At 70.3% G+C, this 12,353-nt stretch carries 10 protein-coding genes; 7 read left to right on the forward strand and 3 right to left on the reverse strand.

Annotated elements, in window-relative coordinates; genetic code table 11:
- Window positions 1-6: 6 nt before the first annotated feature.
- From mtrB to hpf, 4 genes are all read left to right on the forward strand, one after another.
- On the forward strand, window positions 7-1,701 hold the full coding sequence (gene mtrB / locus AC3ENQ_RS05125; protein ID WP_431802336.1) for an MtrAB system histidine kinase MtrB: 1,695 nt from the start codon (window positions 7-9) through the stop codon (window positions 1,699-1,701).
- Window positions 1,698-3,383, forward strand: a complete 1,686-nt coding sequence (locus tag AC3ENQ_RS05130; RefSeq protein ID WP_431802338.1) for an LpqB family beta-propeller domain-containing protein — start codon at window positions 1,698-1,700, stop codon at window positions 3,381-3,383. The genes mtrB and AC3ENQ_RS05130 overlap by 4 nt, the downstream gene beginning before the upstream one ends.
- Before the next feature lie 91 nt (window positions 3,384-3,474).
- Window positions 3,475-4,158 carry a ComF family protein gene (locus tag AC3ENQ_RS05135; RefSeq protein ID WP_431802340.1) on the forward strand — a complete coding sequence of 228 codons (684 nt, stop codon included), beginning with the start codon at window positions 3,475-3,477 and terminating at the stop codon, window positions 4,156-4,158.
- A gap of 89 nt (window positions 4,159-4,247) precedes the next feature.
- Window positions 4,248-4,907 (forward strand): ribosome hibernation-promoting factor, HPF/YfiA family, encoded by a 660-nt coding sequence (gene hpf / locus AC3ENQ_RS05140; protein WP_431802342.1) that lies wholly within the window; start codon window positions 4,248-4,250, stop codon window positions 4,905-4,907.
- Window positions 4,908-5,054: 147 nt separating this feature from the next.
- Here the strand turns inward: hpf and AC3ENQ_RS05145 are convergent, their stop codons facing one another.
- Window positions 5,055-6,374: a coiled-coil domain-containing protein gene (locus AC3ENQ_RS05145; RefSeq protein ID WP_431802344.1), complete on the reverse strand. Its 1,320-nt coding sequence runs from the start codon at window positions 6,372-6,374 to the stop codon at window positions 5,055-5,057.
- 199 nt (window positions 6,375-6,573) lie between these two features.
- On the opposite strand from AC3ENQ_RS05145, the gene secA reads away from it, so the two are divergent.
- Both secA and AC3ENQ_RS05155 read left to right on the forward strand, forming a co-directional pair.
- The gene (gene secA / locus AC3ENQ_RS05150) at window positions 6,574-9,381 is read left to right on the forward strand and encodes a preprotein translocase subunit SecA (protein WP_431802346.1); all 2,808 of its coding nucleotides are present in this window, start codon (window positions 6,574-6,576) and stop codon (window positions 9,379-9,381) included.
- Window positions 9,382-9,432: 51 nt separating this feature from the next.
- On the forward strand, window positions 9,433-10,656 hold the full coding sequence (locus tag AC3ENQ_RS05155) for a pyridoxal phosphate-dependent aminotransferase (protein WP_431802348.1): 1,224 nt from the start codon (window positions 9,433-9,435) through the stop codon (window positions 10,654-10,656).
- 57 nt (window positions 10,657-10,713) lie between these two features.
- Here AC3ENQ_RS05155 and AC3ENQ_RS05160 read toward each other — a convergent pair whose 3' ends face one another.
- Entirely contained in the window at window positions 10,714-11,175 is a 462-nt protein-coding gene (locus AC3ENQ_RS05160; RefSeq protein WP_431802350.1) for an Rv3235 family protein, read from the reverse strand.
- A 120-nt stretch (window positions 11,176-11,295) separates the two neighbouring features.
- Between AC3ENQ_RS05160 and AC3ENQ_RS05165 the strand changes: the two genes are divergently transcribed.
- Entirely contained in the window at window positions 11,296-11,892 is a 597-nt protein-coding gene (locus AC3ENQ_RS05165; protein WP_431802352.1) for a hypothetical protein, read from the forward strand.
- A 149-nt stretch (window positions 11,893-12,041) separates the two neighbouring features.
- Here AC3ENQ_RS05165 and AC3ENQ_RS05170 read toward each other — a convergent pair whose 3' ends face one another.
- Window positions 12,042-12,323: a helix-turn-helix domain-containing protein gene (locus AC3ENQ_RS05170; RefSeq protein ID WP_431802354.1), complete on the reverse strand. Its 282-nt coding sequence runs from the start codon at window positions 12,321-12,323 to the stop codon at window positions 12,042-12,044.
- Window positions 12,324-12,353 lie beyond the last annotated feature (30 nt).

The following is a 12,353-nucleotide window of genomic DNA, read 5'->3' on the forward strand; positions in this document are numbered from 1 at the left end:
CTCATCATGACGGCGACCGTGACCGTCCCGGCGTCGCGCGGCTGGCAGGGGTGGCGTGACTGGCGGTCGTGGCCGGCGCGGTTCGGCACTTCGTGGCGGCGTTCCCTGCGGTTTCGCACCCTCACCCTGACGCTCGGACTCACGGCCCTGGCGATCCTCGGGGCCTTCGTCACCATGGCCCTCGCGATCCAGAACGACCTCTTCGAGTCGCGCGTGAACCAGGTGCAGGCCGCCGTGGCCCGAGCGACGGCGTCGGCACAGGATGCGCTCGATTCGGCGCAGGTCGACGGCGACCCGGTCGCCCTCGACGCCCTCATGGAGTCGGCGATCACGTCGACCACGCGCCAGGCGGGCACGGACATGGTCGCGGCATTCCGCGTCTCCGACGCTCCCTCGGCCATCGCCCCGCAGGACTTCAGCCTCAACGGACTCACCGCGAACATGCTCAGCGACGGGCTGCGCGAGCGCGTGCGCGGAGACGCGGAGCAGCGCTGGTGGCAGTCGATCGGGCTGCCGGGCGCCGACGGCCAGGTCGTCCCGGGTGTCGTCGTGGGGCAGCAGTTGATCTTCCCGGGCGTCGGAGCGTACGAGTTCTACTTCGCGTACGACCTGGCCTCCGAGGCGCAGACCCTCCGCTTCGTGCAGGTGACGCTGTGGCTCGTCGGCGCAGGGCTCGTGCTTCTCATCGGCATCATCTCCTGGCTCGTGCTGCGCTCCGTGACGGCGCCGATCGCCGCTGCGGCCGAGACGAGTGCCAAGCTCGCCGCAGGCGATCTCGGGGTGCGTCTGGGGGTGCACGGCGAGGACGAGTTCGCGACGCTCGGCCGCTCCTTCAACGCCATGGCCGACTCGATCGAGGCCCAGATCAAGGAACTCGCCGAACTCTCACTCGTGCAGCAGCGCTTCGTCTCCGATGTCTCGCACGAGCTGCGGACGCCGCTCACGACGATCCGCCTCGCGAGCGACATGCTCAACGACCAGCGCGACACCTTCGACGCCACCACCGCGCGCGCCGCGGAACTGCTGCACGCGCAGGTCCAGCGATTCGAGGTGCTCCTCACGGATCTTCTCGAGATCAGCCGCTACGACGCGGGGTCGGTACAGCTCGAGAACGAGCCCACGAGCCTCGCGCACCTCGCCGAGGACGTCATCTCGTCGATGAGTCAGCTCGCCGAGCAGCACGGCACCGACGTGCGGCTCGTCGCCCCCGGGGGATATTCCCCCGTCGACATGGATCCGCGGCGGGTGCGGCGGATCGTGCGGAACCTGCTCGGCAACGCGATCGAGCACGGCGAGGGGCGCCCGATCGTCGTGACCGTCGACAGCGACCAGAATGCGGTGGCGCTGGGTGTCCGCGATTTCGGCCTCGGCATGACCGCCGCCGATGCGGAGCGCGTGTTCGACCGTTTCTGGCGCGCAGACCCCTCGCGCAAGCGCACGATCGGCGGCACCGGTCTCGGGCTCTCGATCGCCCTCGGCGATGCGCGCCTGCACGGAGGCGCCCTCGCTGTCTGGTCCGAACCGGGGCGCGGGACGAACTTCGTCCTCACCCTGCCGCGGCGAGATCAGCCGATCGGGACGTCCACCCCGATCCCCGTCGATCCCGGCGACGACGGGGCGTCGCTGAACGACCTCGGTCTGACGCAGCCGATCACGATCGCCCCGGCATCCCTGCCCGCCGACGAGGAGGCCCGCTCATGACGGCCCGTCGCAGGATCGCGCAGGCGATCGCCGCCGTCGCTCTCGTCCTCGCCCTCGCCGCGTGCGGCAGCCTCCCGACCAGCGGGCCGGTCAACGCCGGCGAGCCGATCGCGGATGACGAGACCCAGAGCAACCCCGTCTTCATCCCGCGGGGCCCCGCGAAGGATGCCACGCCGCAGCAGATCGTCGAGGGCTTCATCGCCGCGGGGTCGGGGCCGCAGGGCGACTGGGAGACGGCGCGGCTCTTCCTGGACGATGGCGTCGAGTGGAACCCGCGCGAGAGCGTCACGGTCTACAGTCCCGGCGATCGCGAGATCGAGCAGACCGGCGACACCACCTTCACGCTCTCGGTCACACCGGCAGCGACCGTCGACGACACGGGCGAGCTCTCGCCCCTCGGCGGCAGCGGGCCGATCCCGCTCCGCTACACGCTCGCGCAGAACGACGACGGGCAGTGGCGCATCACCGAGGCGCCGCCGGGGATCGTCCTCGACAGCACGCGCTTCGTCGCGGTGTTCTCGAGCTACGCCCTGCAGTTCTTCGATCCGACCTGGACGTACCTCGTGCCCGACGAACGCTGGTTCCCGCGTGAGTACGCGCGCACCCGCATCGTCGAGGCGCTCGTCAACGGCGGCCCCTCGACATGGTTGCGGGGGTCAGTGGCAAGCGCTTTCACCGACGGCGCGCGCCTGGCGAACAGATCTGTCCCGATCTCCTCGAGCGTCGCCTCCGTCTCGCTCCAGGACGGCGCGCGCTCGCTCGACGCGACGGTGCTCGATCGCATGCAGACCCAGCTCGAGGCCTCGCTCAAGGAGGCGGGCGTCCTCGGTGTCGAGATGGTCGTCGGGGAGCAGCTGCTTCCCGCGACCGCCGTCACGGTGCGCCTGACCCGCGTCGACCCGAACCCGCTCGCGGTGACCGAGCAGGGGTTCGGATTCGTGTCGGGATCGACGGTGGACGAGATCCCCGGGCTCTCCGACGCGGTCGTCCAGATCGACGCGACCGACATCGAAGTCGACGCCGACCGCTCGATCGCCGCCGTCCGTGACCACGCCGGCGCCGTCTGGGCGGCCGAGAGCGACGGGACGCGCACGCTCATCGACAATCGGCCCGGCCTCGTGGCGCCCTCGGTCGACCCCTTCGGGTACATCTGGACGGTGCCGGAGTCCTCGCCCGGTGCGGTGATCGCCCACGCGGCGGACGGCACCGAGGCGCCCATCGCCGACGCCTGGACGGGCACCGTCCAGATCCTCGCCCAGCGCGTCTCGCGCGACGGCACGCGCGTCGCGGCGATCGTCCGCGACGGCGAGGGATACGCCCTGTGGGTCGCAGGGATCGTCCGAGACAGGACCACCAACGCCCCGACGGGGCTCGGCGAGCGGAGAGTGCTCGCGATCCTCTCCGAGCCGACGGCGGTGCTGACGTGGACGGATGCCTCGACGCTCGCGCTCCTCATCAGCGAAGACGACGAACCATGGCTCTACACGCAGCAGATCGGCGGATTCGCGAAGCTGCAGCGGGCGCCCGCCGGAGTGACCATGGCTGCGGGCGGTTCGCAGTCCGGCGGCATCCGCGTGAGCGATGCGGAGGGCGTGCTGTACACGCAGCGCGGGACGGCGAACTGGCAGCAGCTGGCCACAGGCATCCTGGTGCTCGCGGTGCAACAGGGCCTGCCGCGCTGACGTCTCCTCCACAGGAGGCGGATCGGCGGACTTCTCCACCGATCGCGCTCTCCGCGTCACGGCGGGCGGTGCGCGGCGCCACACTGGTCGGATGCCTGCCCTCCCCGCCCGCGTGAGCACGGCGTTCTCGGGCGCCCTCGCGCTCGTCTTCCCCGTCTGGTGCGTCGGGTGCGACCTGCCCGACGTGGCGCTGTGCGCTGCGTGTCGCGACGCGCTCGCGCCCCGGACTCTCCGGCGCCGTCTCGATGGGCTGAGCGTGCACTCCGGCTTGGCCTTCGAGGGCGTGGCGGCGCGGGCGCTGCGCGCCGCCAAGGAGGAAGGGCGCACGCGCCTTCTCTCCGCGCTGGCCCCGGCGCTCACGACGGCCGTCGACGCGGCGCTACGCAGTGTCGGCGGTGGCGGGGCCCCCGTGATGCTCGTCCCGGTGCCGACCTCGGCTGCCGCGATGCGTCGCCGCGGCTATCGGGTGGTCGAGATCCTCGCCGCCCGCGCCGCCCTCCCCACCCGCCGCCTGCTCACGGTGGGAGGCTCCACCGCCGACCAGCGCACGCTCGGTCGCCGCGAGCGGGCCGAGAACGTCTCCGGCCGTATGCACGCCCGAGGCGCAGAGGGCCGTCGCGTGATCCTCCTCGATGACGTCGTCACCACCGGTGCGACCCTTCGCGAGGCCACCCGCGCGCTCGTCGCGGCCGGAGCGCAGGTCGTCGGTGCGGCCACCGTCGCCTCGACGCCGCGTCGCGGATCGGGGTCCTTTCTCACGGCATCCGACGCGTGACATGCGACCCGCACCCCGATAGCGTTGGAGAGACCAAGGCGAACTCAGGTTCTCCCTTGACCGGGAGAACCGGAACAAGGAGGTCAAGGATGGAAACCAACATCGTCGGCGTGGGTGTGAGCATTTCGGATCGCTTCCGCACCGTGGTCGAAGAGAAGTCCGTCCGCATCGAGAACCTCGCCCCCCGCGCGCAGCGGCTCGATGTCAAGGTCACGCACCGGGCGTATCACAACGGCTCCCGCGAAGAAGAGACCGTCGAGCTGACGCTCACCGGAAAAGGCCCCGTCGTCCGCGCTGAAGCGACCGACGGCGACAAGTTCGTCGCCCTCGACCTCGCCGTGGACAAGCTCGCCGAGCAGGTCCGTCGCGCGAAGGAGAAGCGCGTCGATGCGCGGAACCACCCGCGCGGAGCGAAGCTCGACAAGGAGAGCGGCGCCCTTTCGGGCATCGACGTGCAGCCGGCGTCGGCCGACGTGCTGCGGGCCGTCGCGACGGGGGAGATCCCCGTCATCGGGGAAGACGGCGACGAGGACTACACGCCCGTCGTCATCCGCACGAAGAACTTCGACGCGGAATGGATGACCGTCGAAGAGGCCGTCGACCGCATGGAGCTGGTCGGCCACGACTTCTTCCTCTTCATCGACGCGCGCTCCGACCACCCGAGCGTCGTCTACCGTCGCAAGGGCTGGGACTACGGCGTGATCTCCCTCACCGCGAGCGCGCCCCCGAGCGCCGAGCTCGCGTCCTGACGCGCGGGCTCTGATCTTCGTCGCGGATTCTCTTCGTCGCGGATTCGGAGATCGTGCACAGAATCGGATGCCTCGCGCTGAGGCATCCGATTCTGTTCGTCTGATCCGAATCCGCGCGCCGCGTCGGGGGTGAGCGCGTCGACAGGCTTAGTCGAAGATGCCGTCGAGGATCGAGCCGATGACCAGCCCGCCCAGGATGCCGTTGACCATGCCGCCGCCGTTTCCACCGCGGCGGCCGCCGCCCATTCCGCCCCACCCGTCGTCATCGGGGCGTGAGGAGTCGATGTCGCGCTGCGCGAGCTGCAGCGCCTCGGAGGCGAGCTGACCGCAGCGGCGCGCGCTCAGGAGCGCGGCCTCTCGGTCGTCCTCGGGGATCGGGGTCGGGAGGTTCGCGAGGTCCAGGCGCAGACGCTCCGCCTCAGCGAGTCGCGTGCGTGCGTCGGCGCCGATCCAGCCGCGGTGACCCGAGATGACGCTGCGCGCGACCCCGAGCTGCCGGTCGGCGTCGTCGATCGCGTGACGCACGTGCGACTCGGGGGGCACGGGGCGCGCGGCGCGTTCGCGGGCCTTGTCGACCGCGGCGTCGAGCGCCGCGTTCGCGGCCCGAAGGCGCGTCAGCTCGGCGAACGGGTCGGGCTTCGCGCCCGCCGGCGTGAGGGAGAGGAGCTCCTTCTCGAGCTCCGTCATCGCGGCGGCCACCGCGGGCACGTCGCGCAGATCGCGGGCGGCCGCGATGTCGTCCCGCGAATCGTCGACGATCGCATCGAGGGTCGTCTCGGCGCGCAGCGCCTCGACCTCGAAGGCGTCCACGGCATCCAGCAGCGTCGTCGCACGGCGGCTCGCCTCGATCGCCGTCTCGAGTGCGAGGTTCGCCTGCTCCCGCTGACCGGTCTCACGACGCGCGGTGGAGATGTCGGCGCCGTGGAGGGCGAACTCGAGCAGGTGCCCGGCTTCGCGGGCGTTCCCGGCGACCTTCCGCAGGGCCTCTGCCGAATAGCGGTCCGAGAGCCGTGCGAGCGCCGCCTCGGCGCGGGGGATGCGCGCTTCGTCGCGGGCGACGTCGCGGCGGATGCCGTCGATGATCTCGGGTGCCCGGCGCGCCCGAGCGACTGGCTCGGCGAGGGCTTCCAGGCGATCGTCCAGCAGGGCTTCGGCCCAGTCGCACAGCTGCACGATGCGCGCGTTGCGCGTGCGCGCCTCTTCGGGGGTGTCGGGGATCTCGTCGTGGTTGAGCTGATTCAGGTGGAACGCCTCACCGAGATGGGTGCGCACCGCTGCGAGCGCGTCGCGAAGGTCCTTGGTCGCGTCGCGCCCGAGCTCGAGCTCGGCGAACATGAGTTCATCGGCGGTGAGACGCAGCCGCTCGTCGGCGGCCACCAGGGCGGCGTCGGCGCGGCGGCCGAGCTCGGCATCCTGCGCAGCGAGCTCTGCGCGCTCTTTCTTGCGTGTGCCCCAGAATCCGGCCATGGTCCGATCCTAGGCGGCGCGATCGCGTCGGGGGCGGGTGCGGGCGCGAGACGGATGCGCCTCGCAGGAAACACAGGTCACAGACGGGTAACATGACGAGGTGTGCTGTGCCCGCCGCGCGCAGCCCCGATCGACAGCCCCGATCGACCGCCCCTGATCGAAGGTCGCGTCGACCGCATCCGACAGATGGAGATCCTCCGTGGCCAACCCTCTCGAGAAACTGCTCCGCGCCGGTGAAGGACGCATCCTCCGCAGGCTTCAGCAGGTCGCGAAGGCCGTGAACGCCCTCGAAGAGGACTACGCGCAGCTCACCGACGAAGAGCTGCGCGGCGAGACCGCAGAGCTCCGCGCCCGCTACGAGGCGGGGGAGTCGCTCGACAAGCTCATGCCCGAGGCGTTCGCCGCCGTCCGCGAGGCCGCGAAGCGCACGCTCGGGCAGCGCCCCTACGACGTGCAGATCATGGGCGGTGCGGCCCTGCACCTCGGCAACATCGCCGAGATGAAGACCGGTGAGGGCAAGACGCTCACCGCGACCTTCGCCGCGTACCTCAACGCGATCGCCGGCAAGGGCGTCCACGTCATCACGGTCAACGACTTCCTCGCCTCCTACCAGTCCGAGCTCATGGGCCGCGTCTACCGCGCGCTCGGCATGACGACCGGGACGATCATCGCGGGCCAGCCCCCCGAGGTCCGCCGTGAACAGTACGACGCCGACATCACCTACGGCACGAACAACGAGTTCGGCTTCGACTACCTGCGCGACAATATGGCGTGGCAGAAGCAGGACCTCGTCCAGCGCGGCCACTTCTTCGCGATCGTCGACGAGGTCGACTCGATCCTCATCGACGAGGCGCGGACACCCCTCATCATCTCCGGCCCCTCCTCGGGCGAGGCGAACCGCTGGTTCGTCGAGTTCGCGCGCATCGCCAAGACGCTCGAGGCGGGCGTCGACTACGAGGTCGACGAGAAGAAGCGCACGATCGGCGTGCTCGAGCCCGGCATCGAGAAGGTCGAGGACTACCTCGGCATCGACAACCTCTACGAGTCGGCGAACACCCCGCTCATCTCCTTCCTCAACAACTCGATCAAGGCGCTCGCCCTCTTCAAGCGCGACACCGACTACGTCGTGATGAACGACGAGGTCATGATCGTCGACGAGCACACCGGCCGCATCCTGGTCGGCCGACGCTACAACGAAGGCATCCACCAGGCCATCGAGGCCAAGGAGGGCGTGCCCGTCAAGGCCGAGAACCAGACGCTTGCGACCGTCACGCTGCAGAACTATTTCCGCCTCTACGAGAAGCTCTCCGGCATGACCGGTACCGCCGAGACCGAGGCGGCCGAGTTCATGTCGACCTACAAGCTCGGCGTCGTCCCCATCCCGACCAACAAGCCGATGATCCGTAAGGACCAGGCCGACCTCGTCTACAAGAACGAGCAGGCGAAGTTCGCGCAGGTCGTCGAGGACATCGCGCGTCGCCACGAAGACGGCCAGCCCGTCCTCGTCGGCACCGTCTCGGTCGAGAAGAGCGAGTACCTCTCGCGCCTGCTCGCGAAGAAGGGCATCAAGCACGAGGTCCTGAACGCGAAGAACCACGCCCGCGAAGCCGAGATCGTCGCCCGCGCCGGGCGTCTGGGCGCCGTCACCGTCGCGACCAACATGGCCGGCCGCGGCACCGACATCATGCTCGGCGGCAACGCCGAGTTCCTCGCCGTGCAGGAGATGAAGTCGCGCGGACTCGACCCCGTCGAGACGCCCGAGGAGTACGAACAGGCGTGGGACGAGGTGTACACCCACATGCGCGACACCGTCGCCGAAGAGGCGACGAAGGTCGTCGAGGCGGGCGGCCTGTACGTGCTCGGCACCGAACGCCACGAGTCGCGCCGCATCGACAACCAGCTGCGCGGACGCTCGGGCCGTCAGGGCGACCCAGGTGAGAGCCGCTTCTACCTGTCGCTCACCGACGACCTCATGCGCCTGTTCCAGTCGGGCGCCGCGGAGGCGATCCTCGCGCGCGCGAACTTCCCCGACGACGTCGCGATCGAATCCGGCATGGTCTCGCGCGCCATCAAGAGCGCACAGAGCCAGGTCGAGGCGCGGAACGCCGAGATCCGCAAGAACGTCCTCAAGTACGACGACGTCCTCAACCGTCAGCGCGAGGCGATCTACGCCGACCGCCGTCAGATGCTCGAGGGCGACGACCTCTCCGGCCGCGTCGAGCACTTCATCGAAGATGCGATCTCCGCCGTCATCGACGACCACACCGGGGCCGGCCACACCGAGAGCTGGGACTTCGATGCACTGTGGACGGAGCTGAAGACGCTCTACCCCGTCAGCGTAACGATCGACGAGGTCGTCGCCGAGAGCGGCAGCAAGGGCCGGGTCACCTCTGACGTCATCAAGCGCGAGATCCTCTCCGACGCGAAGATCGCCTACGCGAAGCGCGAAGAGACGCTCGGGTCGGCGGCGACGCGCGAGCTCGAACGCCGCGTCGTGCTGCAGGTGCTCGACCGCCGCTGGCGCGACCACCTCTACGAGATGGACTACCTCAAGGACGGCATCGGCCTGCGGGCGATGGCCCAGCGCGACCCGCTGATCGAGTACCAGCGCGAGGGCTACGCCATGTTCCAGGCGATGATGAGCCAGATCAAGGAGGAGTCGGTCGGCTTCCTCTACAACCTCGACGTCGAAGTGCGCCAGCAGGGCGACGGGCAGGTCGAGGCGAAGGGTCTGCAGGGCCCGACGGTCGACGCCCAGAAGCTGCAGTACACCGCGGCCGGCGAGGGCGGCGAGGTCGAGGTGCGCAACGAGCGCGGTCAGGTGCAGCAGGCGGCGACGACCAAGGCACGCCAGCAGACGCGGCCTGCGGCATCCGCGCCGAGTGCTCCGGCGGCTCCCACCGCACCCGCTGCGCGCGGCGCGTTCGGGCAGCGGACGGATGCCTCATCCGCCGCACCCGCTCCGCAGAACCGCGCCCAGCGCCGCGCCGCCGACAAGAAGAAGTGACGGGCCACGGGTCGTCGATTGGCCCGCAGGCGGCGGCGATATCCTGATGCGATGAGCCCCCGCATCCTGGATCAATCGTCGAAGCTGAAGGACGTCCTCTACGAGATCCGCGGGGCAGCACTGGTCGAGGCCGACCGTCTCGAGGCCGACGGCCACCGGATCTTGAAGCTCAACACGGGGAACCCCGCCGTCTTCGGATTCGAGGCCCCGTACCAGATCGTCCGCGACATGATCGAGGCCGTTCCCACGTCGCACGGCTACAGCGACAGCCGCGGCATCATGTCCGCGCGGCGCGCCATCGTCTCGCGCTACGAAGAGGTGCCGGGCTTCCCCCGGTTCGACCCGGACGACGTCTACCTCGGCAACGGCGTCTCCGAGCTCATCACCATGACGATGCAGTCGCTCGTCGACACGGGAGATGAGGTGCTCATCCCCGCGCCCGACTACCCGCTGTGGACCGCGATGACGAGCCTCGCCGGCGGCACGCCGGTGCACTACCTCTGCGACCCGGAGGACGGCTGGCAGCCCTCCCTCGACGACATCCGCGCGAAGATCACCGACCGCACGAAGGCGATCGTCGTGATCAACCCGAATAACCCGACCGGCGCGGTCTACTCGCGCGAGGTGCTCGAGGGCATCGTCCAGATCGCGCGGGAGCACCAGCTGCTCCTCCTCTCCGACGAGATCTACGACCGGATCCTCTACGACGAGGCCGAGCACATCTCGCTCGCGACGCTCGCCCCCGACCTCCTGTGCCTCACCTTCAACGGCCTGTCGAAGACGTACCGCGTCGCGGGCTACCGCTCGGGATGGATGGTGATCACCGGAGACAAGCGCCGCGCCGAGGGGTTCCTGCAAGGCATCCAACTGCTCGCCTCCACACGTCTGTGCCCCAACGTGCCCGGGCAGCACGCCGTGCAGGCGGCGCTCTCGGGGGTGCAGTCGATCGACGCGCTCATCGCGCCCACGGGGCGGCTGCACGAGCAGCGGGATGCCGCGTGGGAAGGTCTCACGGCGATCCCGGGCGTCACGTGCCACAAGCCGGCCGGTGCGCTGTACGCGTTCCCCCGGCTCGATCCGGAGGTGTACGAGATCCGCGACGACGCGAAGCTCGTGTACGACTTCCTCGTGGCGGAGCACGTCCTGCTCGTGCAGGGGACCGGCTTCAACTGGGCGACGCCCGACCACCTGCGGGTCGTGACGCTGCCCGAGGCCCGGGTACTCAGTGAGGCGATCGAGCGCCTCGGCAACTTCCTGGCGTCATACCGGCAGTAGCGGCACGCGCCCGCGCGGGGCCGCAGCGGTCCGATAGCGCGGTCCTACAGCGCGGTCCTACAGTGCGGCGACGGACGTGGCGCGCCAGCGCCCGTCCCAGCCCTCGAGCCGGACGGCGACGGCGCGCGTCCGGGCGGGGCCGGCGGTGATGACGACACCTTCGATGACCCCGTCGGCGGGGGAGGAGGCGTGCGTCGAGACGATCCGGTAGGCGGGGCGGGCCGGCGTGACGTTGCGTGCGCTGCGGGCGCGGGCCGAGAGGTTCGCACGGGTGACGAGGGCGCGGAAGGCGTCTTCGCCGAGCCAGCGGGCGAGTTGGTCGGGCTCGCGCACACCGGCGAGGACCTCGAGCACGCCGATGGTGAGGTTGGCGAGCAGCGGCTCGGGGTCGGGCAGGTCCTGCGTTGCGGTGCGCTGCGGGGCGAAGTACTCGGCGACTTCGAGCGCCGAGCCGACGCGGGCCCTGCGGCGCGCGGCTCCGGGGGGCGGGGGAACCATGATGACCTCCTCGGACCTCATGCGGAAAGTGAATCTGACCTGGGATCGAGTAGAACACGGTGCCTCACGGGGTGGGATGAGAATGTCCTCACCTGTGGACAGACCCCTCGCGGCGCCGCGTCCGTCGCTTACGCTCACGGGGTGCGTTGGGATCGGTTCTTCGAAGACCTGGAAGGTCAGCTCGACTCCGAATGGGAGGCCGAGCGCGCCGCCCTGGACACCGAAGCCGAGCGGCTGCGACTGTCGCGCGTCCCGCTGCGCGATCGCCTCATCGCCCTCGAGCGCGACTCCCGAGAGGTCACGGCGCACCTGAGCGACGCGACGAGCGTGCAGGGGCGGATCGGCCGTGTCGGCGCGGATTGGTTCGCCGTCGTCTCGGGCGACGACGCCGCCGGTGCGGCGATCGTGCCGCTCTGGGCGGTGGTGGGCGTCGGCACCTCGCCCGACGCCGTGCTCGCGAGTGTGCGTGACGCCGACGCGGGTCCCGCACTCGGCCAGCGGATGGGGTTCGGTTTCGTGCTCCGCGACCTCGTGCGCCGCCGCGTCGCGGTGTCGGTGCACACGGCCGCGGCACGCACCCTCACCGGCACGATCGACCGCGCCGGCGCGGACCACCTCGACCTCGCGCTGCACGAGCCCGGCACCCCGCGGCGCGCCGGGAACGTCACCGGCTACCGGATCGTCCCGTTCGCCGCCGTCATCGCGGTGCGGCTCGCCTCGGCATCCGACCTCGCCTGACCGCACTGCTCCCGCTCTCCCCGACGTTCTCCTTGACCGCGAGACTGCATCTGCGCCTCGAAACTGCGGCCACGGACCGATGTCTCGACCCGCAGATGCAGTCTCGCGGGACAGAGGAGGGGAGAGGAGAGTGGAGAGGGGGGAGGGGGTCAGTCGCCGCCGCGGACGGGCCCGCGACCCCAGAGCTCGGGAAAGCTCGCCGCGTTCGACTCGCGCCACAGCGCCATCCGCCGGGCCTCTTCGGCCTGGTCGTCGAGGTATCCTTCGACGCTCGCCGCCTCGATGCGCCAACGTCCGGGGGAGCCGACCTTCATGCCGCGCAGGCGCCCGTCGATGATCAGCGCGACGACCTCGTCGACGGGGAGCTGGAGCATCTCCGCGACTTCGGCGGGCGTGAACAGGCGCTGTCCCGCGTCGGGTTCTTCGGGCATGAAGCAATTATGGTCCGCCGCGAACTTAAT

It is taken from the genome of Microbacterium sp. bgisy203, assembly GCF_057706945.1.

Coding starts and splice junctions, on each gene's coding strand:
- mtrB (WP_431802336.1), top strand. CDS start 7: ATGACGGCGACCGTGACCGTCCCGGCGTCGCGCGGCTGGCAGGGGTGG.
- AC3ENQ_RS05130 (WP_431802338.1), top strand. CDS start 1,698: ATGACGGCCCGTCGCAGGATCGCGCAGGCGATCGCCGCCGTCGCTCTC.
- AC3ENQ_RS05135 (WP_431802340.1), top strand. CDS start 3,475: ATGCCTGCCCTCCCCGCCCGCGTGAGCACGGCGTTCTCGGGCGCCCTC.
- hpf (WP_431802342.1), top strand. CDS start 4,248: ATGGAAACCAACATCGTCGGCGTGGGTGTGAGCATTTCGGATCGCTTC.
- AC3ENQ_RS05145 (WP_431802344.1), bottom strand. CDS start 6,374: ATGGCCGGATTCTGGGGCACACGCAAGAAAGAGCGCGCAGAGCTCGCT.
- AC3ENQ_RS05155 (WP_431802348.1), top strand. CDS start 9,433: ATGAGCCCCCGCATCCTGGATCAATCGTCGAAGCTGAAGGACGTCCTC.
- AC3ENQ_RS05160 (WP_431802350.1), bottom strand. CDS start 11,175: ATGAGGTCCGAGGAGGTCATCATGGTTCCCCCGCCCCCCGGAGCCGCG.
- AC3ENQ_RS05170 (WP_431802354.1), bottom strand. CDS start 12,323: ATGCCCGAAGAACCCGACGCGGGACAGCGCCTGTTCACGCCCGCCGAA.